The following is a 21,730-nucleotide window of genomic DNA, read 5'->3' on the forward strand; positions in this document are numbered from 1 at the left end:
AGGCTGAACCAATGCACAAGCAGCGCGTAGTCTTCGTTCACGGCCTGGGGAGTTTCGGCGCCGCAGCATGGCCGAAGCAACACGGCATGGCGCTGGCCTATGACGCCCTGTTCCTGAGGCGGCACGGCTTTTCGGCGGTCGAGGAACCGGCGCCATCCAATGTGGCAGCAGATGTCGCCATCGTGATCAATGCGTTGGCCGATGCCGGTGGAGGCCACGTCGTGGCGCACGAACAGGGCGCCATTTCCGCCATGCTGGCAGCTATTGAGCGTCCTGATCTTGTGCATTCGCTGTCGTTGGTGGAGCCGGCGTGCTTGTCGCTGACAGCCGAACTGCCGGCCACGGCCTCCCACCGTGCGCTGATGGAGCCGTTGTTCGACGTCCGGGCACAATTGAACGACGCCGACTACCAGCGGGAATACTTCCGCAGGGCTTTCTCGGCCGAAACCGGGGGACTGGACACGCCGGAGGCCCGGAAGTCTGCGCGGCGCCTCAGGCTCCAGGCACCGCCATGGGAGGCACCGCTTCACATTGTGCCCGGCGTTCCCACCTTGGTCCTTACGGGTGGTTGGGAGCCGCTTTACGAGGAAATTGCGGGATACCTCCAGGAGACCGGCGCCCTCCGCCGGGTAGCAGCGGGCGGGCACCGGCCCCAGGATTCAGTGGATGGCGATCACATCATCCGCTCGTTTGTCGCGGACGTGGGACGGGCCATGTCAGTTCAGGCGTCCTGAGCTGCCATTGCCCGCAGTGCCGGGTACCTGCAGTTCCGGCAGGTAGACCTTCCCGCCGGAAGCCAGGAACTCCTGGCTCTTTTCCCTCATGCCGCTGTACATGCCGGCGATTGCGGCCTGCGCTTCAGCTGAACCGTACTCATCGCGGATATCCTGGCTGATCCGCATGGAGCAGAATTTCGGCCCGCACATCGAGCAGAAGTGTGCGGTCTTGGCCGGCTCGGCGGGCAGGGTTTCGTCGTGGAACGCCTCGGCTGTCACAGGATCGAGGGACAGGGCGAACTGGTCGCGCCAGCGGAACTCGAAGCGGGCTTTGGACAGTGCATCGTCGCGCTCGTTCGCGCCAGGGTGCCCCTTGGCGAGGTCAGCGGCGTGGGCGGCGATCTTGTAGGTGATCACACCGGTTTTGACGTCGTCCTTGTTCGGCAGGCCAAGGTGTTCCTTGGGTGTCACATAGCAGAGCATTGCCGTGCCGTAGCGGGCGATTTCGGTCGCGCCAATGGCCGAGGTGATGTGGTCGTAGCCGGGCGCCACATCCGTGACCAAGGGGCCCAGTGTGTAGAACGGGGCACCCTTGCACAGTTCCTGCTGGCGTTCGACGTTTTCACGTACCAAGTGGAAGGGGATGTGCCCCGGGCCTTCAACCATGACCTGGACATCGAACTCCCACGCCCGCTGGGTCAGCTCGGCAAGGGTGTCCAGCTCTGCGAACTGCGCGGCATCATTGGCGTCCGCGATGGAGCCGGGACGCAGCCCGTCGCCGAGCGAAAAGGCGACATCGTACTTGGCGAAGATCTCGCACAGTTCGTCGAAGTGGGTGTAGAGGAAGTTCTCCTGGTGGTGGGCCAGGCACCAGCCGGCCATGATCGAGCCGCCGCGGGAAACGATGCCGGTGACGCGATTGGCAGTCAACGGGACGTAGCGCAGCAGCACCCCGGCATGGACGGTCATGTAGTCCACCCCTTGTTCGCACTGTTCAATCACGGTGTCGCGGAAGATCTCCCACGTGAGCTTATTGGCCTCGCCGTTGACCTTTTCGAGTGCCTGATAAATGGGAACCGTGCCGATTGGAACAGGGGAGTTGCGGATGATCCATTCCCGCGTGGTGTGGATGTCATCGCCGGTGGAGAGGTCCATGACCGTATCGGCACCCCATTGCGCCGCCCACTGCAGTTTGTCGACTTCCTCGGTGATGGAGCTGGTCACCGCGGAGTTGCCAATATTGGCGTTGATCTTGACCAGGAACGCCTTGCCGATAATCATCGGTTCGGATTCCGGGTGATTGATGTTGCTGGGGATGATGGCGCGTCCGGCGGCAACTTCGCTGCGGACCAATTCGACATCGCAGTTCTCGCGCAAGGCCACGAACTGCATCTCCTCCGTCACGATGCCCTTCCGGGCGTAGTGCATCTGTGTGACGGTCTTCTGCTCGACGGCGCGGCGGGGCACCGGTTGTGCGCCCTTCCACTCCGCCGATGCCGCACCGCGCCGGACCGCGGACTTGCCGTCGTCGAGCAGGTTCCTTTCACGGCCCGAGTACGGCTCCGTGTCGCCCCGGCCTTCGATCCAGGGTGCACGGAACGGTTCCAGCCCGACTCTCGGATCACTGCCCGGTCCGGCAGTTCGATAAACCTGCAGGGGCGGGTTGGCTTGGCCATTGGGGGAGGGTTCCAGTGCGATCTCGGTGACAGGAACGCGAATGCCATGTTCGGGATCTTCAAGCCACCCCAGCGAGTGGGATTTCAGCGACTGCGTCACGGTTTCCGGTGCCCCGGTCTTAACGACGGTCGCGTTTTGGGCAGGGCTGTGCTGTGTTTCTGTGGTGCTCAAGGGACTGCTCACTTCCTTCGCCGGCATTACCCGGACAGGTTCAACGGTCGCAGACTGCCTCAGTCCGATCTCAGCCCCTGCAGGGGCCCCCGTGTGGTCGTAGACGAAGCTACCACAGCTGCCTGCGGCCGCACAGTCATATGGCGTTGCAGGCTTGCCAGGCACGTACAGGGCTAGGCTTTTTGCCATGGCCAACATCATCGAATTCAGCGGTACGGTGCTCGTAGCAGCAGGCAGGGAGCGCAGGGGCATGTGGTCCGTTGACGGTCGCCTGACGTTCATCCAGCCGGTGGCGGCACCGGACGTTGTGCTCGACGGCTGGGTCTTGCCCGGCTTTGTCGACGCCCACTGCCACATCGGTTTGGGGCCGGGCGGTGCGGTTGATGAGCAGACCACCCTCGCCCAGGCAAGGGCAGACCTGGCGGCCGGCACACTGTTGATCCGTGATGCCGGATCGCCCAGTGACACGCGCTGGGTCCAAGGGCGCGCGGATTTGCCGCGACTGATCAGGGCTGGCCGGCATATAGCCAGGGACCGGCGGTACCTCCGAGGACTGGGCCATGAAATCGATCCCGAACAGCTCGTGGAGACCGTCCGCAAAGAAGCCCGTGACGGCGATGGCTGGGTGAAACTCGTGGGCGACTGGATCGATCGCGGCATTGGTGACCTGGCCGCGTCCTTCCCGGCCAAGCTGGTCAAGGACGCCATTTCGGCCGCGCACGATGAGGGAGCCAGGGTTACGGCCCACTGCTTCGCAGAAGACACCATTGACGACATGCTGGACGCCAATATCGACTGCATCGAACACGCTACGGGCCTCTTGCCGCGGCACCTTCCGCGGCTTGTGGAGCAGGGCGTTCCGATTGTCCCTACGCTGGTCAACATTGCGACTTTTCCGGAGATTTCCGCCCAGGCCGCGCCCAAGTTCCCCGTCTACGCAGATCACATGGCGAAGCTGTGGGAACGCCGCCACGACCGCGTGCTGGAGGCCTTCGAAGCCGGTGTCACCATCTACACGGGCACCGATGCCGGCAGCGTGATCAAGCACGGCCGGATTGCGGACGAGATGAAGGAACTGCACGACGCCGGCCTGCCGCCTTCCGCTGTCCTGGAGGCCGCAACGTGGGGCGCAAGGGCGTGGCTGGGTGCCGAAGCCATCAGCGAAGGGGCGAGTGCCGACGTCGTTCTCTGCCGTGAAGATCCGCGGGTCGCCCTCAACACCGTGGCCGAACTCCAGCACATCGTTTTACGTGGCGGGATCATCCGTTAGGAATAAATTGAAGCTTCAAGTAATTTAGTACTAGTAGAAGGTGCCGAAAGGGCGGCAGCCTCAAACCCAGGAGCTTCACATGACTACAGCAAACAGCCAGGATCTTCTTCCTGCCGAACTCACCATGGGCACCGTCATGCTCAAGGTAGGCGACATGAAGGTCATGAGCGACTACTACCAGCGCGCCTTGGGCCTGGACATCGTGGCCGAGCAGGATGGCGGACTGTACTTGGGCCGCACGGGAAAGCCTGTTGTCCACCTGGCGCCTGCCTCAGGTCTGCAGATCCCGGGCCGTGGGGAAGCGGGCCTGTTCCACACCGCCATCCTCTTTGAGGACCAGCCATCCCTGGCGGCCACCATTGCCACGGCGGCAGAATACGAGCCGCGCGCCTTTGCCGGAAGCGCCGACCACCTGGTCAGCGAGGCGTTCTATTTCACCGACCCCGAGGGCAACGGTATTGAGCTCTACTATGACAAGCCCCGCGAACTGTGGCAGTGGGACGGCAAGAACGTCGTCATGGACAACGTCGCACTCCCGCCGCAGCGGTTCCTGCAGCAGCACCTGAGTGAGGCTGCCGTGACCGGCCAGCGGGAGGCAGCCGCCGGGATCGGCCACGTGCACCTCCAAGTGGGGGACGTTGAAACTGCGCAAAGGTTCTATGTGGAAACCCTGGGGTTCGAGCGGACGGCGGGCTGGCACGGCCAGGCCTTGTTCGTTTCCGCCGGTGGGTACCACCACCACATGGCCATGAACGTGTGGAACAGTCGCGGTGCCGGACCCCGAAAGGACACGCTGGGGCTTGGGGAAGTCCTGATCGAGGTCCCCACGGCTGATGACGTCGCGATGCTGGCGGACCGGCTGAAGGTGGCGGGCGTCCAGAACCACCACACCGGCGCTGAGCTTCGGTTCGACGACCCATGGCGGAACAAGCTGCGCGTCGCCGTTCGCTGAATCGTCCTGGCAGCCCATGGCTGCACTAAGCTGGGCATTGACGGCGCGGAACCTTTCGGTTCCCGTGCCGCCGCCCCGTCAGCACGAAGGATTGAGAGTACTTTCCATGGGCTTTGCCGAAATATTTGTAGCCACCCACGACGAAGCACTCAAACGGGCAGCCGCACTGGATCGCGGTGCCGAAGCCACGGGCCCCGCCGTCAGGATCGAAGGCATCACCGACTTTGAGGTAGAACAGCTGGGCGACCTCGCCGGACAGGCCGTCCATGCTGCGGGAGCAGACTATGAGCTCGCCCTGGTGGATGTGACGAGTGATGCCCTCCTCGGAGTTCCCGAGGCCATGGTGCGCGCGCTTGCCGAACTGCTCACCTATGAAAGTGAGGGCGATGGCAACGTCCTTGATGATGTTGCTGCGGCCTGGGCCGCCCAGGACGACATGCCCTTTGACGCTACCCAATCGCGCCAGTACGTCCAGCAACTGGCCGCCCTCGCCACGGATGTGGAAAAAGCCGACCGCTCCGGACTCTACGTCTGGTCCGCCTGACAGTTGCCCGGTTTTCGCGGATACGATCCGTCCGGAGTGACCAAGAACACGCCACCCTTTGCGGCCTAAGTCGTAATTGCACCGGGCATCTGGCACAATGGACAGGTACTTGATCGGTGCGGCCCCTCTCTCCGTGCCCGTATCTTGTCCTTCGAACCGTCCAGTATGGCCCGCCCCACGGGTGCAGAACGTCGGGTTCACCTCGTTTCAGAAACAGGAGTGACCACAAAAGTGGCCGTAAAGATTCGCCTTAAGCGCTTCGGTAAGATGCGCGCACCGTACTACCGCATCGTCGTCATGGATGCCCGCGCCAAGCGCGATGGCCGTGCCATTGAAGAAATCGGCAAGTACCACCCCACCGAAGAGCCGTCGTACATCGAGGTCGCTTCCGAGCGCGCCCAGTACTGGCTGTCCGTTGGCGCCCAGCCGACCGAGCAGGTTGCTGCGATCCTCAAGATCACCGGTGACTGGCAGAAGTTCAAGGGCCTGCCGGGCCAGGAAGGCACCCTGAAGACCAAAGCTCCGAAGGAAGCCTTCGTAGCACCGGAGAAGGGTTCCGTCATCATCCCGGAAGCCATCACCAAGAAGGCCAAGAAGGACGAAGCTGCTGAGGCTCCGGCCGAGGCTGAAGCAGAGACCACCGAGGCTGAGTAAGTTGCTGTCCGAAGCGCTCGAGCACTTGGTTCGTGGGATCGTTGACAGTCCTGAGGATGTCAAGGTCAGTGCCAAGAACAACCGCCGCGGGGAATCCCTTGAGGTGCGAGTTCACCAAGAGGACCTCGGACGGGTAATCGGCCGTCAAGGACGCACAGCCCGCGCACTGCGCACAGTTGTTGCGGCTTTGGCTGGTGGCGAGCAGGTCAGGGTCGACGTCGTCGACACCGACCGTCGCCGGTAACGCGCTCAGCACATCTTGTCTTAGGTCCGGCCCCTTCACCGAATATGGTGGAGGGGCCGGATTGCTTTATCCAACATTCATTACCGTGGCTGCCTGGCGGCGCGGGAACAACAAGAATTCAGAGGAACCCATGCAGCTCCAGGTGGCCCGGATCGGCAAACCCCACGGCATCCGCGGCGAGGTCACGGTGCAGGTACTCACCGACGCCCCGTCGGAGCGCTTTGTCGCAGGTACCGAGTTTGTCGTGGAGCCGGCCTCTGCCGGCCCCCTGACCATCCGCAGCGCACGGTGGAACAAGGACATCCTCCTGCTGGGCTTCGAGGAAGTTGCCGATCGCAACGCTGCCGAAGTCATCCGCGGCGCCAAGCTCTTCATCGAAACCGAGGAACTGGATGACGAGGACGATGATGAAGGCTGGTATGAGCACGAGCTCGTTGGCCTTGAAGCGCGGGTTGGCTCGCAGGTTGTGGGCACCATCGCTGCACTCACCACGCTCCCGGTCCAGGACCTGCTGACGGTCAAGACCCCGGACGGCAAGGAAATCCTTATTCCATTCGTCGACGAGATCGTGCCTGAAGTCAACGTCGAGGACGGCTACATCCTGGTCACCCCTCCTGCCGGCCTATTTGAGATCAACGAGTCCACCGCGGAGGAGTCCAAGGACGGCACCGGGGATGATGCCTGAATGAGGATTGATGTCGTCAGCATTTTTCCCGAATACCTTGCCCCGCTTGAGCTTTCGCTCATAGGCAAGGCCCGCCAGGACGGATTGCTCGAACTTAACGTTCACGATCTCCGCTCCTTCACCACGGACAGGCACCGCACCGTGGATGACACCCCCTATGGCGGTGGGGCAGGGATGGTGATGAAGCCTGAGCCGTGGGCCCAGGCCCTCGAATCCGTAGCAGGGGCCCGTGAAGGTTCCAAGCCCGTACTGATCGTTCCTTCGCCGGCAGGGGAGAGGTTCAACCAAGCCCTGGCCTACGAACTTGCCGAAGAGGACCAACTCGTCTTTGCCTGCGGACGCTACGAAGGCATCGACGAGCGCGTCATCGACTGGGCGCAGGACCACTTCACGGTTCGTCCCGTCAGCCTTGGAGACTATGTTCTCAACGGTGGCGAAGTAGCCGTGCTGGCCATGGTGGAAGCCATTGGGCGCCTCCTCCCGGGGGTTGTCGGCAATCCTGAGTCCTTGGTTGAGGAATCCCACTCCGACGGTTTGCTGGAATACCCGGTGTACACGAAGCCCTCCGCATGGCGCGACCATGAGGTCCCCGCCATCCTGCTCAGTGGCAACCACGGCAAGATCGCCCAATGGCGCCGCCACGAGCAATTCAGGCGGACAGCCGAGCGCCGTCCGGACCTTCTGGAAGCGTTCGACGCCGGTGCGTTGAGTCGCGCTGACCGCAACGCTTTGGCGGACCTCGGGTACGACGTCGTCGACGGCCGTTTGCGTCCGCGGCCCGGTGGCGACGCCGCAAACTAAGGGCGCGCTCCCGCCGTCGAACGTTCAAGGGACCTGACAGTTGGCCCGACGGCAGCGCATATGGCAGAATTAACCCTTGTGTCTGCTGGGCTGACACCTGCCACAGGGGGAGTTCAGCCAACAGTCGGGCAACCCGGTGACGCCAATCAGTGGCGGAACCGGACACTAAGAAACTTCGGCGGAAATTTCCGGTGGCTTTAAGTGCCCCCGGGCTTGTCCGCCGTAACCCAAAGTGAATGACCTGTGGCGTTCACCAGGAGTGGATTAATGCATATCCTCGATAGCGTAGATGCAGCATCGCTGCGTAACGATGTTCCTGAGTTCCGTGCGGGCGACACCCTCAAGGTTCACGTCAACATCATCGAAGGCAAGAACTCCCGTGTCCAGGTATTCCAGGGCTTCGTCCTGGGCCGCCAGGGTGACGGCGTTCGCGAAACCTTCACCGTTCGCAAGGTTTCCTTCGGTGTCGGCGTAGAGCGTACCTTCCCGGTACACTCCCCGATCATCGACAAGATCGAGGTCGTCACCAAGGGTGACGTCCGCCGCGCCAAGCTTTACTACATGCGTGCACTGCGCGGTAAGGCTGCGAAGATCAAGGAAAAGCGCGACTTCGCCAAGTAGTCCTGCGACTTACGCAACGGGTCCAGGATTCGTGCCCGGTAGTTCCGGAGCAATCCGCAACGCAACAGGGATACGAGTCATGGACACATCAGAACGCCAGCCCCGGAAACAGGGCTGGCGTTTTGTTTTGCTCGCACTGGTCCTTGCTGTCGCCATCAGTGGTTTGGTGCGCTCGTTGTGGCTGGATGTCTATTACATTCCCTCCGAATCCATGGAACCCCTCCTCGGAACCGGGGACCGGATCCTTGTTTCCCGCACGGCCTACGCGTCGGAGCCAATCCGCCGGGGTGACGTGGTCGTTTTCGATGGCCGCGGTTCATTCGCTCCGCTCAGCAGCGGCCAAGGCCCGTTGGTCGATGCGGTTTCTGCGGCGAGCCAGTGGTTCGGACTTACGGGAAGTGACACCACGTACGTCAAGCGGGTCATAGGAGTCGCCGGCGACCACGTCCGGTGCTGCTCGGCCGACGGAAGACTCACAGTCAACGATCAGCCTGTTGATGAACCCTATGTGTACCCAGGGGATGAACCCAGCAAGCAGAAGTTCGACGTCGTGGTGCCGGAGGGTCGTCTGTGGCTGATGGGCGACCACCGTTCCCGTTCAGCGGACTCCCGCGGACTGCTGGGTGCACCGGGCGGCGGTATGGTGCCCGTGGAACGGGTTATCGGCCGGCCGGTCCAGATCGTCTGGCCACTTGATAGATTTGCAGAGATGCCTCGCTCCGCGCAGGCTGAAACACCTTTGAAGAACGGACAGTAGATGCCGGACAAAGCTCCCGGGAACCCTGAGAGGTACGACGACGACGCACGGCTCTCGGACGGAACGGCAAGTACTGCCGGCTTGGCGGAGACGAGCCCGGATGACGCTGATGCTCCCGGGAAGACGCACAGGAATCCCGTCCTCGTTTGGGTGAAAGAGATCGTCACCGTTGTAGCGATTGCCTTGGTGCTGTCCTTCCTGCTCAAGACTTTCCTGTTCAGGGCGTTCTATATCCCCTCGGAATCCATGGAAAGCACCTTGGATGTCAACGACCGGATCTTCATCAACCTCCTGGTTCCGGGCCCGTTCGACCTGTCCCGCGGTGATGTAGTGGTGTTCAAGGACACCCAGGCCTGGCTCGAACCCGTACCGCAAAAGCCCGCCGGGCCCATGGACTGGTTGAACGACAGCCTCGAATTCGTGGGGCTGATGGCCGATAACACCGATCAGCACCTCGTTAAGCGTGTCATCGGCCTCCCCGGCGACCACGTCTCCTGCTGCGACGCCCAAGGACGCGTCAGCGTCAACGGGGTGCCGCTGAATGAGACGTACATTAACCCGGCGGAAATTCCCCAACCGAGCGCATTCGACGTCGTGGTTCCTGAAGGGAAGGTCTGGGTCATGGGCGACAACCGCAACCACTCGGCCGATTCCCGGGCTCACCAGGAAGTCAACGGCGGGTTCATCAACATCGACGACATTGAAGGTAAAGCGACCGTCATCGCGTGGCCTGTGAGTCGATGGACAATACTCGACAACCACTCAGACGTCTTCCGGGATGTCCCCAAGGCAACAGCGACCAAGTAATGACAACCACCACGGCAGCCGTCACGACGGGCAAGTCCCCAGCGAAATCCAAGGGCAAGAAAGCCGCGCCCAAGGCAAAGAAAGCCGTTGGGTTTCCCACCCTTGACCACGAACGTACGTTCCTGGCTCCAGGTGTGAGCCTGCTTGCGGGCGTGGACGAGGTAGGCCGAGGCGCGTTGGCCGGTCCCGTGAGCGTGGGGATCGCCGTGGTGAACCTCGCCGACCATGGCCTGCTGGCCGATGTCCGGGACAGCAAACTGCTCAAGCCCGAGGACCGCGAACGGCTTGAGCCCTTGGTCAGGGACTGGGCTGTGGCATGCGCCGTGGGTCACGCGAGTTCCCGGGAAATCGATGAGATCGGCATTATCGCCGCGCTGCGCCTGGCAGGTACGCGGGCGTGGTTCGACATCCTGGCCGGCGGGATCACCCCGGACATCGTGCTACTGGATGGCAGCCACAACTGGCTTTCACCCGAGGTCCAGGCTTCCCTCTTTGACACCCCAGCGGGTCCCGCCTGCGAAGCTCCCGTCCACACCAAGGTCAAGGCCGACATGAGCTGCCTCAGTGTCGCGGCAGCCAGTGTCCTGGCCAAAGTGGCCAGGGACCGCATCATGGTTGACCTGCACTCCGAGCTGCCTGCCTACGGGTGGGATGTCAACAAGGGCTATGCCACCTCCGCCCACAGGGAGATGATCCGGCAGCAAGGTCCCAGCGCCTACCACCGGACGAGCTGGAACCTGACCAGCTCCGGAGCCGACTGATCCGCTCCATGGACGCTCCCAAGCCCCAGGCCGGGCCCGGGTGGCGCGTCACGTCCTGAAGATGGTGCAAGATGGAAGCATGAGCGCCGAGGACCTTGAGAACTATGAAACCGACATGGAGCTGCAGCTCTACCGTGAATACAGGGACGTCGTCGGACTGTTCAGTTACGTAGTCGAAACTGAGCGGCGGTTCTACCTTGCCAACCATGTTGACCTCCAGGCCCGCAGCGCGGATGGTGAAGTTTACTTTGACCTCACGTTGCAGGATGCCTGGGTATGGGACGTGTACCGCTCGGCCCGCTTTGTGAAAAACGTCAGGGTCATCACCTTCAAGGACGTCAACGTGGAAGAACTTCCGAAGAGTGAAGACCTGGCGCTACCGAAGGACGGCGGACTCGGCGACCTTGGCAACTAGTCCCAAGTGTTCCTCCACAAGCGTGACTACCGGGGAGTTACCCACATAGCGCAGTGACCCCCTGCCGTCCGCCGTTGCCAGCCTGAAAGCTGGTAGCGGAGGTGATGGTCATGAGAGCAAAAGACTTGCTTGGCCAACATGGCGAAGCATTGGCCGCTGAGTTCCTGGAGACCCAGGGAATGCGGATCATAGATCGCAACTGGCGCTGCACGGACGGCGAAATTGACATTGTGGCCCTCGAGGGCGACATCCTCGTAGTCGCTGAGGTCAAGACCCGTCGAAGCCTGGATTACGGACATCCGTTCGAAGCCGTAGGTCCAGCCAAGCTGGCCCGCCTGCACCGGCTCGCGTCGTCGTGGTGCCGTGCCCACGAGGTGAGGGCCTTGCGCCGGCGCATTGACGTCGTTGGCGTTGTCGACGACGGCATCGGGCGACCCCTGCTGGAGCACCTGCGGGGTGTGGGTTAGATGGGGGTGGGGCGCAGCTACTGCGTGGCCCTGGTTGGCTTGAATGGCTACATCGTCGAGGTCGAAGCGGACATTGGACAAACGCTCCCGAGTTTCGTGATCCTGGGCCTTCCGGACGCGGCACTGAACGAGGCCAAGGAACGGATTCGTTCCGCCGCCCAGAACTCCGGCATCCCACTGAGCCGGCGAAAGATCACGGCCAATCTGATTCCGGCTTCACTGCCTAAGCGGGGATCCGGCTTCGACCTCGCCATCACCATGGCTGTCCTTTGTGCAGCCAACGATGTCCGCTCCATTGGCAGGACGGTGTTCATGGCAGAACTTGGCCTGGATGGACGGCTGCGTCCTGTTCGTGGAATCCTCCCGGCGGTTATGGCCGCCGTGCAGGCAGGCTTTCCGGACATCGTCGTGGCGGAGGCGAATGCCGCCGAGGCGTCGCTGGTGCCCGGGGCAAAGGTTCACGGGTACAAAACGCTCGCGCGGCTCGCCTACGATTTCGGTGCAGACCCCAAGGACCTCGTACTGGACTACGAGCCATCGGGGACTGACACTGCCGAGGATGACGACACCACCGGGTTCCCGGAGCCTGACCTCTGTGACGTTTCGGGGCAGGGAGAGGCGCGCAGGGCCTTGGAAGTCGCTGCAGCCGGCGGGCACCACATGCTCCTGACCGGACCGCCGGGGGCCGGTAAAACCATGCTGGCCGAACGGTTGCCCGGGTTGCTGCCTGACTTGGCTGATACGGCTGCCATGGAAGTCACCGCAATCCACTCCCTGGCCGCGATCCAGTCGTCAGCGGCGCGCTTGATCCGCAGGCCCCCTTTTGAAAACCCCCACCATAGCGCCACTGCGGCGGCCATTATCGGTGGCGGTTCGGGACTTCCCCGTCCAGGTGCGGCGTCGCGGGCACACCGGGGCGTCCTTTTCCTGGATGAGGCACCGGAATACGAGCGCCGGGTACTCGATGCCCTCCGCCAGCCGCTGGAAAGCGGCGAACTGGTCATCCACAGGTCGGCGGGCACTGCAGCCTATCCGGCCCGGTTCCAGCTGGTACTGGCCGCGAATCCGTGTCCGTGCGGCAAGGCGACCGGCAAAGGGACGGACTGCACATGTACGGCGATGATGCGGCGCCGGTACTTCGGGCGCATATCGGGTCCACTGCTGGATCGGGTGGACATTCAACTGCAGGTGGAGCGGGTGTCACTGGCGGACTTTGGCAGTGCGTCACAAGAAGAAGACACCGCCACAGTCGCGGACCGGGTACTGGCGGCGCGGTCACGGCAGCTGGAGCGCCTTGTACCTTTCGGTCTCGAGGCCAACTCGCAGGTGCCCGGTCGCGTGCTGCGCGGAGAGCTGAAGTTACCTCCGGGAACCACTCGGGTGCTGGACATTGCCCTTGAACGAGGTGCACTGACAGCGCGCGGCTACGATCGCGTCCTTCGGCTGGCCTGGACACTGGCGGACCTGGACCAAACGGACAGGCCGGATATCAACCACATCGGACAGGGCCTCGGACTCCGCCAGGCTGCATCCGCAGCATGAGACGCAATTACACGAAAGGACCAAGCCACGTGCCAACAACCAGTCAGGAAAAGGAACGCATAGCCCGGGCGGCGCTGGCGCGGCTCATGGAGCCGCAAGACTCAGTGGGCCTGGCCCTGGTGCGGGCTGTCGGAGCCATCGATGCCCTGGGAGTGGCAACGGGGGAACTGGGTACTGGGCCCACGCTGGAGCAGGAAATCTCCGAGCTCCTCATGGACGAGGGAGGCCCTGCCACGTGGCCAGGCCTCGCCGCCAGCCTCCGGCGTTGGGCACCGCGCGTCGCCGACCTCGCCCCTGAGCGCGACATGGAGACAATGCGGCGCTTGGGTGGGAGAGTCATTGTTCCAGGAGATGAGCTGTGGCCGGCGCAGCTGGCCGACCTCGGTCTGCAGGAGCCACTTTGCCTGTGGTGGAGGGGCAACGAGCAGCCGTTTCCCACTGCCCGACAGGCCGTGGCACTTGTTGGTTCAAGGGACAGTACCAGCTATGGCGCATCAGTGACCGGAGACTTCGCCTACACCCTTGCGCAACGCGGATACACGGTGGTCTCAGGCGGCGCTTACGGGATTGACGCCCATGCGCACCGTGGGGCCTTGAGCGGTGGGAGTGCCGACATACCCACCATTGCGGTCATGGCAGGCGGGGTTGATCGTTTCTACCCGTCGGGCAATGAAGAATTACTCAGGGCCGTGTCGACGCAGGGAGCTGTGATCGCGGAGGTACCGCCCGGATCGGCTCCCACTCGCTACAGGTTCCTCCAAAGGAACCGGCTCATTGCCGCAATCGCTTCGGTCACCGTGGTAGTGGAAGCGCGCTGGCGTTCGGGGGCCCTCAACACAGCCCACCACGCTGAGACGTTGGGCAGGGCTGTGGCAGCTGTCCCAGGGTCGGTGCACAGTGCCAATTCCGCCGGTTGCCACCGCCTCCTCAGGGACGGCGGAGCAGTATGCGTAACTGATGCCGGGGAGATCGCCGAGCTGGCGGGCGCAATGGGGGACATGGACGGTGGAGAGAAAGAATCTCCTCCCGCAGTACACGACGGCTTGTGCCTGGAGGACCTCATTCTCCTGGATGCCCTCCCGCTAAGATCCGCCAGTTCAGTAGAGAAACTGACGGTGGTGGCCGGACTCAGTCCCGACGCCGTCCGTGCAGGGCTGGCACGGTTGAATGCGCTGGGGCTCGCCACTTCGGACCGTGGAACGTGGAAGAGAGCCAAGAATGCCTAGCCGGGCCGAGGAAGGGTATGTTGATGCTGCCTGTTGATACCCGCTACTGGCACAGTGGGAAGGGTGGATGGCCAATCATTACCAGAATCGCTGCAAAGCGCAGTTGAAGGATTCCGGCGCTATCTGGCGGGGGAACGCGCCAGGTCTGCGCACACCGTTCGTGCCTACATTGCCGATGTCGAGAGCCTTCTCGGTTTTGCTGTTCAGGAAGGTGTCGGAGAGCTCGGAGATTTGGAGCTCGGTTCCCTTCGACGCTGGCTCGGTGCCCAGAGCGAAGCAGGCATGGCCAGGGCCACATTGGCCCGCCGAGCAGCCACCGCACGATCGTTCACCTCGTGGGCGTTGCGGGAAGAGCTGATTGGCGTTGATCCCGCCGTCAGGTTGCAGGCCCCCAAGCGGGAAAAGTCCCTGCCGGGCGTCCTCCACCAACAGCAGGTGACCAGGATGGTGGATGACCTGACAACGGCGGCCGAGGAGGGCGGTCCCACGGCCGTGCGGAACCGTGCCATGGTGGAACTGCTGTATGCCACCGGAGTCCGCGTAGGTGAACTCGCGGGCTTGGACGTTGATGACCTCGATCCTGACCGACGGACACTCCGGGTGCTGGGCAAAGGTAACAAGGAGCGCACGGTGCCATTCGGTGTCCCGGCGGCGGTCGCCGTCGACGACTGGTTGAGGCGAGGGCGGCCAGCCGTCGTGACTGCCTTGAGCGGACCCGCATTGTTCCTCGGGGCACGGGGCGGCAGAGTGGATCCACGACAAATCCGCGCAGTGGTGAACAAAATGCTGCAGGATCTGGGTGATACTTCGGCCACCGGCCCCCATGCGCTCAGGCACAGTGCCGCCACCCACCTGCTCGACGGGGGTGCGGACCTCAGGGCTGTGCAGGAAATCCTCGGCCACAGCAGCCTCGCGACGACACAGATCTACACGCACGTTTCCGTGGATCGGCTGCGGAAGAGCTACCAGCAAGCGCACCCACGTGCGTGACGCGCGCAAGTAAACTCCGCACTGGCGGAAACCGGCAGCGTACGGCAAAATGAAAGCACCACGGGGAAACCTTCAATGCACACTTGAGGGTTATATCTGTGCCAATATCGTCAGTAGCACTTCATATAAATGAATAGCCTGTCAGGGCACGCTTGAATTTCATGGCACCCGCAGCAACAGCAAACATCCAGGCAGAGGTCGTTGGGGAAGACGTACCTACAGCTATGGAGGATGGAATGTCTGTTGCAACAACCCGCGGTGTCTTGTTTGTGCACTCGGCCCCGACGGCACTTTGCCCGCACGTTGAGTGGGCCATCGGATCGGTCGTGGACAAGCGGACCGATCTTGAGTGGACCCCTCAGCCTGCTGCGCCCGGGATGTTCCGGGCTGAGCTGTCGTGGACCGGTACGCCCGGCACGGGGGCGCAGTTGGCGTCTGCCCTAAGAGGGTGGGCCCACCTGCGCTACGAGGTTACCGAAGAGCCGAGCCAGGGCGTCGACGGGGCCCGTTGGTCCCATACACCCGAGCTCGGTATTTTCCATGCCGTCACAGACGTGCACGGGAACATCATGGTCACTGAAGATCGCATTCGCTATGCCTACGAGTCCGGTGCGGGGGATCCCTCAGCCGTTTACCATGAACTGTCCCTCGCGCTCGGTGAAGCGTGGGACGAGGAACTCGAGCCGTTCCGGCACGCAGCCGAAGGCGCACCCGTGCGTTGGTTGCACCAGGTCGGCTGACTCGAGACAAACACCACCCCATAGCAATGAAGAGGGCCCCACCGGATGGCGGGGCCCTCTTCATGTCTTCAGGCCGGGGCCTGGACAGTGCTTCTAGACGTTTCGGACAGCGATGACAGCGTTGTGTCCGCCGAAGCCGAAGGAGTTGCTCAGAGCGACGATATCGCCCGCTGGCAGGTCGCGAACGGAGGTCACGACATCGAGGGGGATCTCCGGGTCCTGGTTCTCGAGGTTGATGGTCACCGGTGTCTTTCGTTCGTAGACAGCCAAAACCGTCAGGACGGCTTCAACGGCTCCGGAAGCTCCCAGCAGGTGACCCATTTGGGACTTGGTGGCAGAGACCGCCACATTGTCCACGTGGGTGCCAAGGGCAGCCCGCAGTGCAGTGTACTCAGGCTTGTCGCCCACCGGTGTCGACGTGGCATGGGCGTTGACGTGGACAACGTCTTCAGCCTGGATGCGGCCGTCGAACATGGCAGCCTTGAGGGCCCTTGTAGCGCCGAGGCCCTCAGGGTCCGGTGCCGTGATGTGGTAAGCGTCCGCGGTCACCGAGGTTCCGGCAAGCTCTGCGTAGATCCGTGCTCCGCGGGCGATGGCGTGCTCCTCGGCCTCGAGGACCAAAGCTCCGGCACCTTCACCCATGACGAAGCCGTCACGGTCGATGTCGTAGGGGCGCGAAGCGCGCTCCGGCTCGTCATTCCGGCGGGAGAGCGCCTGCATGGAGGAGAACGCCGCCAAAGGCATCGGGTGGATGGCTGCTTCAGCGCCACCGCAGACCACCACGTCAGCCTTGCCGGACCGGATCAGGTCCAGGCCAAGGTGGAGCGCTTCCGTGCCGGACGCGCAGGCCGAAACAGGCGTGTGTGCTCCAGCGCGGGCGCCGAGGTCCAGGCTGACGGCAGCGGCTACGCCGTTGGGCATCAGCATGGGGACTGTCATGGGAAGTACCCGGCGGGGACCCTTGTCACGGAGGGTATCCCAAGCGTCCAGGAGCGTCCAGACGCCGCCGATGCCAGTAGCGAAGGCCACTGCCAAGCGGTCGTGGTCGATCTCGCCGATACCGGAATCCGCCCATGCCTCACGGGCGGCAATGACACCAAACTGCGTGGAAGGGTCCATGCGCTTGGCTTCCACCCGGCTCAGGACGTCCAGGGCCGGCGTCGAGCACCGGGCAGCAAAGTGGACGGGGAGGTCGTACTTGGCCACCCACTCATCTTCGAGCGTACGGGCGCCGGAGACCCCTTTCAGCGCGTTCTGCCACATTGTGGGTACGTCGCCGCCGATGGGAGTGGTGGCCCCCAGACCGGTTATGACTACTTTGCGTGCCATGCGATCACTCTCTGTCGGATCAGCCTGCCCTCCCGATGGATGCACGGGGGGAGGCAAGAAAAACTCTGGGCGTTATTGCGGCTGTGCCGGGCGCAAGGAGGAATCCCGGCCCGGCACAGCGTTGTCAGGACTAAGCCTGTGCGTTTGCGATGAAGCTGACGGCGTCGCCGACGGTCTTGAGGTTCTTTACCTCTTCGTCGGGGATGCGAACGCCGAACTTCTCTTCAGCGTTGACAACGATGGTCATCATGGAGATGGAGTCGATGTCCAGGTCCTCGGTGAAGGACTTGTCCAGTTCCACGGCTTCGGGGGCAAGGCCGGTTTCTTCGTTGACGATTTCAGCCAGGCCGGCCAGGATCTCTTCGTTGCTAGCCATTGTTGGCTCCTTTTCTTGTTTGTACCGGCTACTGCCGGAAAGGGGGGCAAACCGCGGTTACGGTTTGGGTTTGTAAGTCGTATTCAGTTGGCTGGAGGCCACCGGGACTCCAGGTTCTACGGCAGGACTACTACCTGCGCCCCGAAGACCAGGCCCGCTCCGAAGCCGATTTGCAGGGCAAGGCCGCCGCTCAGTTCCGGGTTTTCCTTGAGTAGGCGGTGTGTGGCCAGCGGGATGGAAGCGGCTGATGTGTTGCCGGCCTGGGCGATGTCGCGGCCGATGACAACGGACTCGGGGAGCTTCAGCTTCTTGACCATCTCGTCGATGATGCGCATGTTCGCTTGGTGGGGAACGAATGCCGCGAGGTCTGCGGCGTCGATACCTGCAGCGTCCAGGGCTTGCTGGGCTACCTTTGCCATCTCCCACACGGCCCAACGGAACACGGTCTGGCCATCTTGGCGCAGTGTGGGCCAGACATCCTGGGTGGCCGAAAGAATGGCGGGGTCGTCGATTTCGTCGGAGTGCCGTGCGGACTCACCAAGTTTCTTGACGTCTTCCAGCGAGTGCGTCATGCCGATGGCGTCCCATTTGCTTCCATCGGAACCCCAGACGGACGGGCCAATGCCGGGGGTGTCGGACGGGCCAACAACCACTGCACCTGCGCCGTCGCCAAGCAGGAAGGAGATGGTGCGCTCGTGGTTGTCGATAACATCCGAGAGTTTCTCGGCGCCGACCACCAGGACGTACTGCGCTGCGCCGGAGCGCACCAGGGCATCAGCCTGGGCCACGCCGTAGCAGTACCCGGCACAGGCGGCCGAGATATCGAAGGCGGGTGCCGGCGTCGCGCCCAAACGTTCGGTGAGGGCGGCGGCGGCCGACGGCGTGGCGTAAGGGTGAGTCACGGTCGAGACAATGACTGCGCCCAATTGGGACGGTTCGATTCCGGCCTGCTGGATTGCTTCGCGCGCAGCACCTTCGGCCATGTCGATCACGCTGACATCCGCGGCGGCGCGGTGGCGGGTGATGATGCCGGTGCGCTGGCGGATCCACTCGTCGGAAGAGTCGATCCACTGGCAAACGTCCTCGTTGGTGACTATGACGTCGGGCCGGTAGGCGCCGATGCCCAGGATGCGGGCGTTCTCATTGACCGCAGTCTTGTTCAGTACCGGGGTGCTCATGCCTGTCCTTCCAATTCAGCGAAAAGTGCAAGAGCCGCGGACAGGTCATCCGGGGTTTTTACTGCAACGGTCTTCACGCCGGGCATGCCGCGCTTGGCGAGGCCGGCAAGGGTCCCGGCGGGTGCAAGCTCGATGACGCCCGTGACTCCGCGCTTGACCATTGTTTCCATGCACTTGTCCCAGCGAACGGGCCGGGAGACCTGTGCAATGAGGCTCTCGACGGCCGCCGTGCCATCCGTAACTTCCTGGCCATCGTAGTTCGACAGCAACGGGACGGACGGGCTCTGGGGCGACAACGATGGCTTGAGGGCTTCCAAAGCGCTCACCGCAGGGGCCATGTGCGAGGTGTGGAATGCGCCCGCAACCTTAAGGGGAATGACGCGGGCCTTGGCCGGCGGGTTGTTTGCGAGAGCCTTGAGCTGGTCGAAAGTGCCGGCCGCGACTGTCTGGCCCGCGCCGTTGACGTTGGCCGGAGTTGCGCCGGAAGCTTCAATGGCTGCCAGGACCTCGGCGGGGTCGCCTCCTACCACGGCGCTCATGCCGGTGGGAGTCACTGCCGCTGCCGCTGCCATGCTGTTGGCGCGTTCACGGACGAAAGTCATGGCTTCGGCGTCGGTCAGGACGCCGGCAAGGGCGGAAGCCGTGATCTCACCGACGGAGTGGCCGGCCAGGATGACCGGAAGGCTGCTGAGCTCGACGTCGAAGAGCGAACTTGCAGCTACCAGGCCGGCTGCAACAATCAACGGCTGCGCTACTGCGGTGTCCTTGATGGTTTCTTCGTCAGAGGTGGTGCCGTGGGCCTTGAGGTCAATGCCTGCGATCTCGCTCAGGGAGGCCAACTGGCCTTCGACGGAGGGGAGTTCCAGCCAGGGGGCCAAAAATCCGGGGGTCTGGGAGCCCTGTCCAGGGCAGACGATTGCAAGCACGTATCCAGCTTTCCAAATTGCCACGTGATCCACTGGTGTTTTGGTACACCAAGCTCACTGGGTCAGTTTGTAGGAAGTCTACAACGGTTCAGTTCTGTGAACGCGACGCGTGACGTTCCGGGGCGGCTTTGGGTTGGGCCGAAAGCCGGCCTACAACCAGGGCCGTTTGCAGCACAAACGCCTCCCTGGGCAGGAGCGGATCCCAGCCTGTGACGTCGCAGACACGCTTCAAACGGTAGCGCACAGTGTTGGCATGCACGAACAGTTCCCGGGCTGTGGCCTCCAGGGAATGCCCCAGCTCAAGGTAGGTTCCCAGAGTCTCCACCAAGCCATTGGAGGCCGCCAGAAGGGGCCGGTAGATGTTCTTGATGAGCGACCTGCGGGCCGCGTCATCGCCCGAGACCACACGTTCGGGGAGCAGGTCATCGGCCGCCACCGGGCGCGGGGCCGAAGGCCAGGCGCGGGCGGCCGTGAGGCCCGCGAAAGCCGCTTGTGCCGAACTGCTCGCCTCGACCAGCGAACCGGCTTCGGGTCCGTACACGACGGCGCCGGGGGCGAACAATTCGCTGAGTTTGACGTAGGCCGTGTCCCGGTCCTGTACCCCGCCCAGAATGAGGATCAACCGGTCGCCCTGGATTCCCACCAGTGCGTCCTCGGCGAAGCGCCCGGCCGTCCGGCGCAGTTCGCTGACGTAACTGGCGCTGGGTTCCGACGGCGAATTGCCCACCATGACGGTGAACCTCTCCTGGGCTTTCCAGCCCAGGGCAGCGATCCGGGACCGCAAAGCGTCAGTGTTTTCGCCTCGAAGAATGGCATCTACGATCAAGGCCTCAAGGCGTGTGTCCCAGGAACCACGCGATTCAGCTGCACGCGCATAAACGTCCGCTGCCGCAAACGCGACCTCCCGCGAGTATCGCAGGACCGCTTCGCGCAACGATGGCTGGTCCGACTCCGGAGCGATCACGGGTACCTGGTCTTCGACAACTTCGACGACGATGCGGATCAGCTGCAGCGCCTTTTGCAGGCTGATGGAGCGCGTCAGTTCGGTGGGGGCATTACCAAAGACATCGGTGAGGATCCACGACGGCGAGCTCGGACGCTCGTACCACGTCACGAATGCGGCGATGCCATTCTGGGCCACCAATCCCAGCGCCGAGCGCTCGTCCGAGCTCAGGCGGCTGTACCAGGGCAGTGACTTCTCGAGCTTTCGCATGGTGCTGGTGGACAGTTGCCCAACGTTGGCGCGCAGCTGCCGCAGGGTTTCGGCCTTTTCAGGCGACAATGCCGGGGTTGCTGCCTTGCGCTTGGAAGTTGTTTTGACGGGCTCTGCCATGGAACGAGCATACGGCCCATCCCGGGCAAGCTCCATTTGTGAGAAGGCTACAACTGACGTTGCTGCCCGTCACCTCCTGCCGGGCACCCTGGTTGCCCCCTTAAAGCCCGACGGCGGCCCCCACCTTTCGGTGGAAGCCGCCGTCGCGGTACTGCTGTTGTTGCGGGACGTGCCCGGCAACTATTTAGGCGTCGCCGCCTGCTCCGCCGGTGGTGCCGGCGTTGACATCCAGGAGCCGATACTTCTCGATGGCCTTCTCCAGTGCGTCCTCCGCAACTTCGCCCTTGGCGGCGAGGAGTTGCAGGGTTTTGGCGACGATGGAGTGGGTGTCGTTTTTGAAGTAGCGGCGTGCGGCTTGGCGGGTGTCGGAGAAGCCGAAGCCGTCTGCTCCGAGGGAGGCGAAGTCGTTGGGGATGTATTGGCGGATTTGGTCGGGCACGGCTTTCATGTAGTCGGTGACGGCGATGACGGGTCCGGTTTTGCCTGCGAGTTGTTCGGTGATGAAGGGGGTGGGTGCGGGTTGGCCGGGGTTGAGGAAGGCGTGGTCT

At 63.1% G+C, this 21,730-nt stretch carries 25 protein-coding genes and 1 riboswitch; of the genes, 18 read left to right on the top strand and 7 right to left on the bottom strand.

The features are described 5' to 3' along the window. Nucleotides 1-11: 11 nt before the first annotated feature. Nucleotides 12-734 (top strand): alpha/beta fold hydrolase, encoded by a 723-nt coding sequence (locus ACNQOP_RS11920; RefSeq protein WP_235522062.1) that lies wholly within the window; start codon nucleotides 12-14, stop codon nucleotides 732-734. Here ACNQOP_RS11920 and thiC read toward each other — a convergent pair. Continuing rightward, nucleotides 717-2,564 carry a phosphomethylpyrimidine synthase ThiC gene (gene thiC, locus ACNQOP_RS11925; RefSeq protein ID WP_416404554.1) on the bottom strand — a complete coding sequence of 616 codons (1,848 nt, stop codon included), beginning with the start codon at nucleotides 2,562-2,564 and terminating at the stop codon, nucleotides 717-719. The two genes, ACNQOP_RS11920 and thiC, sit on opposite strands and share 18 nt — an antisense overlap. After that, nucleotides 2,560-2,667: riboswitch (TPP riboswitch) on the bottom strand. Its footprint overlaps the gene before it by 5 nt. 84 nt (nucleotides 2,668-2,751) lie before the next feature. On the opposite strand from thiC, the gene ACNQOP_RS11930 reads away from it, so the two are divergent. From ACNQOP_RS11930 to ACNQOP_RS12010, 17 genes are all read left to right on the top strand, one after another. Further along, entirely contained in the window at nucleotides 2,752-3,834 is a 1,083-nt protein-coding gene (locus ACNQOP_RS11930; protein WP_416404555.1) for an amidohydrolase family protein, read from the top strand. A 79-nt stretch (nucleotides 3,835-3,913) separates the two neighbouring features. Then, nucleotides 3,914-4,786: a VOC family protein gene (locus tag ACNQOP_RS11935; RefSeq protein WP_284987119.1), complete on the top strand. Its 873-nt coding sequence runs from the start codon at nucleotides 3,914-3,916 to the stop codon at nucleotides 4,784-4,786. A gap of 106 nt (nucleotides 4,787-4,892) precedes the next feature. After that, nucleotides 4,893-5,330 carry a hypothetical protein gene (locus ACNQOP_RS11940; RefSeq protein WP_235522065.1) on the top strand — a complete coding sequence of 146 codons (438 nt, stop codon included), beginning with the start codon at nucleotides 4,893-4,895 and terminating at the stop codon, nucleotides 5,328-5,330. Nucleotides 5,331-5,561: 231 nt separating this feature from the next. Next, nucleotides 5,562-5,984, top strand: coding sequence for a 30S ribosomal protein S16 (gene rpsP / locus ACNQOP_RS11945; protein ID WP_024817151.1), 423 nt, complete (start codon nucleotides 5,562-5,564; stop codon nucleotides 5,982-5,984). A 1-nt stretch (nucleotide 5,985) separates the two neighbouring features. Next, on the top strand, nucleotides 5,986-6,228 hold the full coding sequence (locus ACNQOP_RS11950) for an RNA-binding protein (RefSeq protein ID WP_235522066.1): 243 nt from the start codon (nucleotides 5,986-5,988) through the stop codon (nucleotides 6,226-6,228). A 130-nt stretch (nucleotides 6,229-6,358) separates the two neighbouring features. Continuing rightward, the gene (gene rimM / locus ACNQOP_RS11955) at nucleotides 6,359-6,913 is read left to right on the top strand and encodes a ribosome maturation factor RimM (RefSeq protein ID WP_257369284.1); all 555 of its coding nucleotides are present in this window, start codon (nucleotides 6,359-6,361) and stop codon (nucleotides 6,911-6,913) included. Next, nucleotides 6,914-7,714, top strand: coding sequence for a tRNA (guanosine(37)-N1)-methyltransferase TrmD (gene trmD, locus ACNQOP_RS11960; RefSeq protein ID WP_416404556.1), 801 nt, complete (start codon nucleotides 6,914-6,916; stop codon nucleotides 7,712-7,714). Nucleotides 7,715-7,981: 267 nt separating this feature from the next. Continuing rightward, a complete protein-coding gene (gene rplS, locus ACNQOP_RS11965) occupies nucleotides 7,982-8,335 on the top strand; it encodes a 50S ribosomal protein L19 (RefSeq protein ID WP_014922079.1) in 354 nt (117 codons plus the stop codon). 79 nt (nucleotides 8,336-8,414) lie between these two features. Next, on the top strand, nucleotides 8,415-9,092 hold the full coding sequence (lepB, locus tag ACNQOP_RS11970; RefSeq protein ID WP_235522068.1) for a signal peptidase I: 678 nt from the start codon (nucleotides 8,415-8,417) through the stop codon (nucleotides 9,090-9,092). Beyond that, nucleotides 9,093-9,899 (top strand): signal peptidase I, encoded by an 807-nt coding sequence (lepB, locus tag ACNQOP_RS11975; protein WP_416404557.1) that lies wholly within the window; start codon nucleotides 9,093-9,095, stop codon nucleotides 9,897-9,899. It begins immediately after the preceding gene. After that, a complete protein-coding gene (locus ACNQOP_RS11980; RefSeq protein WP_416404558.1) occupies nucleotides 9,899-10,660 on the top strand; it encodes a ribonuclease HII in 762 nt (253 codons plus the stop codon). The genes lepB (ACNQOP_RS11975) and ACNQOP_RS11980 overlap by 1 nt, the downstream gene beginning before the upstream one ends. A 79-nt stretch (nucleotides 10,661-10,739) precedes the next feature. Next, nucleotides 10,740-11,075, top strand: coding sequence for a DUF2469 domain-containing protein (locus ACNQOP_RS11985; RefSeq protein ID WP_235522071.1), 336 nt, complete (start codon nucleotides 10,740-10,742; stop codon nucleotides 11,073-11,075). 101 nt (nucleotides 11,076-11,176) lie between these two features. Further along, complete coding sequence (locus ACNQOP_RS11990) at nucleotides 11,177-11,542, top strand: YraN family protein (RefSeq protein WP_284987125.1); 366 nt, start codon at nucleotides 11,177-11,179, stop codon at nucleotides 11,540-11,542. After that, nucleotides 11,543-13,084: a YifB family Mg chelatase-like AAA ATPase gene (locus ACNQOP_RS11995; protein ID WP_416404559.1), complete on the top strand. Its 1,542-nt coding sequence runs from the start codon at nucleotides 11,543-11,545 to the stop codon at nucleotides 13,082-13,084. It begins immediately after the preceding gene. Then, complete coding sequence (gene dprA / locus ACNQOP_RS12000) at nucleotides 13,081-14,310, top strand: DNA-processing protein DprA (protein WP_416404560.1); 1,230 nt, start codon at nucleotides 13,081-13,083, stop codon at nucleotides 14,308-14,310. The genes ACNQOP_RS11995 and dprA overlap by 4 nt, the downstream gene beginning before the upstream one ends. A 54-nt stretch (nucleotides 14,311-14,364) precedes the next feature. Beyond that, entirely contained in the window at nucleotides 14,365-15,300 is a 936-nt protein-coding gene (locus ACNQOP_RS12005; RefSeq protein WP_416404561.1) for a tyrosine recombinase XerC, read from the top strand. A gap of 236 nt (nucleotides 15,301-15,536) precedes the next feature. After that, complete coding sequence (locus ACNQOP_RS12010; RefSeq protein ID WP_026005636.1) at nucleotides 15,537-16,040, top strand: DUF3145 domain-containing protein; 504 nt, start codon at nucleotides 15,537-15,539, stop codon at nucleotides 16,038-16,040. Nucleotides 16,041-16,133: 93 nt separating this feature from the next. Here ACNQOP_RS12010 and ACNQOP_RS12015 read toward each other — a convergent pair whose 3' ends face one another. The 6 genes from ACNQOP_RS12015 to ACNQOP_RS12040 form a co-directional block, all read right to left on the bottom strand. After that, complete coding sequence (locus ACNQOP_RS12015) at nucleotides 16,134-17,369, bottom strand: beta-ketoacyl-[acyl-carrier-protein] synthase family protein (RefSeq protein ID WP_235522075.1); 1,236 nt, start codon at nucleotides 17,367-17,369, stop codon at nucleotides 16,134-16,136. Nucleotides 17,370-17,499: 130 nt separating this feature from the next. Continuing rightward, nucleotides 17,500-17,745: an acyl carrier protein gene (locus tag ACNQOP_RS12020; protein ID WP_175320862.1), complete on the bottom strand. Its 246-nt coding sequence runs from the start codon at nucleotides 17,743-17,745 to the stop codon at nucleotides 17,500-17,502. Between the two features lie 116 nt (nucleotides 17,746-17,861). Further along, the gene (locus ACNQOP_RS12025) at nucleotides 17,862-18,923 is read right to left on the bottom strand and encodes a beta-ketoacyl-ACP synthase III (protein ID WP_257371061.1); all 1,062 of its coding nucleotides are present in this window, start codon (nucleotides 18,921-18,923) and stop codon (nucleotides 17,862-17,864) included. After that, a complete protein-coding gene (locus ACNQOP_RS12030; protein WP_416404562.1) occupies nucleotides 18,920-19,849 on the bottom strand; it encodes an ACP S-malonyltransferase in 930 nt (309 codons plus the stop codon). The genes ACNQOP_RS12025 and ACNQOP_RS12030 overlap by 4 nt, the downstream gene beginning before the upstream one ends. Before the next feature lie 88 nt (nucleotides 19,850-19,937). Beyond that, complete coding sequence (locus ACNQOP_RS12035; RefSeq protein WP_211713534.1) at nucleotides 19,938-21,182, bottom strand: PucR family transcriptional regulator; 1,245 nt, start codon at nucleotides 21,180-21,182, stop codon at nucleotides 19,938-19,940. A 184-nt stretch (nucleotides 21,183-21,366) separates the two neighbouring features. Beyond that, the coding region (locus tag ACNQOP_RS12040; RefSeq protein WP_416404563.1) for a transketolase-like TK C-terminal-containing protein at nucleotides 21,367-21,730 on the bottom strand (364 nt) is incomplete at its 5' end.

The organism is Arthrobacter sp. LFS091, assembly GCF_047977885.1.
Taxonomy (GTDB): Bacteria; Actinomycetota; Actinomycetes; order Actinomycetales; family Micrococcaceae; genus Arthrobacter.

Excerpts from the sequence above, each read along its gene's own strand:
- ACNQOP_RS11920 (WP_235522062.1), top strand. The coding sequence starts at position 12 with ATGCACAAGCAGCGCGTAGTCTTCGTTCACGGCCTGGGGAGTTTCGGC.
- ACNQOP_RS11930 (WP_416404555.1), top strand. The coding sequence starts at position 2,752 with ATGGCCAACATCATCGAATTCAGCGGTACGGTGCTCGTAGCAGCAGGC.
- ACNQOP_RS11935 (WP_284987119.1), top strand. The coding sequence starts at position 3,914 with ATGACTACAGCAAACAGCCAGGATCTTCTTCCTGCCGAACTCACCATG.
- ACNQOP_RS11940 (WP_235522065.1), top strand. The coding sequence starts at position 4,893 with ATGGGCTTTGCCGAAATATTTGTAGCCACCCACGACGAAGCACTCAAA.
- rimM (WP_257369284.1), top strand. The coding sequence starts at position 6,359 with ATGCAGCTCCAGGTGGCCCGGATCGGCAAACCCCACGGCATCCGCGGC.
- trmD (WP_416404556.1), top strand. The coding sequence starts at position 6,914 with ATGAGGATTGATGTCGTCAGCATTTTTCCCGAATACCTTGCCCCGCTT.
- rplS (WP_014922079.1), top strand. The coding sequence starts at position 7,982 with ATGCATATCCTCGATAGCGTAGATGCAGCATCGCTGCGTAACGATGTT.
- lepB (WP_235522068.1), top strand. The coding sequence starts at position 8,415 with ATGGACACATCAGAACGCCAGCCCCGGAAACAGGGCTGGCGTTTTGTT.
- lepB (WP_416404557.1), top strand. The coding sequence starts at position 9,093 with ATGCCGGACAAAGCTCCCGGGAACCCTGAGAGGTACGACGACGACGCA.
- ACNQOP_RS11980 (WP_416404558.1), top strand. The coding sequence starts at position 9,899 with ATGACAACCACCACGGCAGCCGTCACGACGGGCAAGTCCCCAGCGAAA.
- ACNQOP_RS11985 (WP_235522071.1), top strand. The coding sequence starts at position 10,740 with ATGAGCGCCGAGGACCTTGAGAACTATGAAACCGACATGGAGCTGCAG.
- ACNQOP_RS11995 (WP_416404559.1), top strand. The coding sequence starts at position 11,543 with ATGGGGGTGGGGCGCAGCTACTGCGTGGCCCTGGTTGGCTTGAATGGC.
- dprA (WP_416404560.1), top strand. The coding sequence starts at position 13,081 with ATGAGACGCAATTACACGAAAGGACCAAGCCACGTGCCAACAACCAGT.
- ACNQOP_RS12010 (WP_026005636.1), top strand. The coding sequence starts at position 15,537 with ATGTCTGTTGCAACAACCCGCGGTGTCTTGTTTGTGCACTCGGCCCCG.
- ACNQOP_RS12015 (WP_235522075.1), bottom strand. The coding sequence starts at position 17,369 with ATGGCACGCAAAGTAGTCATAACCGGTCTGGGGGCCACCACTCCCATC.
- ACNQOP_RS12020 (WP_175320862.1), bottom strand. The coding sequence starts at position 17,745 with ATGGCTAGCAACGAAGAGATCCTGGCCGGCCTGGCTGAAATCGTCAAC.
- ACNQOP_RS12025 (WP_257371061.1), bottom strand. The coding sequence starts at position 18,923 with ATGAGCACCCCGGTACTGAACAAGACTGCGGTCAATGAGAACGCCCGC.
- ACNQOP_RS12035 (WP_211713534.1), bottom strand. The coding sequence starts at position 21,182 with ATGGCAGAGCCCGTCAAAACAACTTCCAAGCGCAAGGCAGCAACCCCG.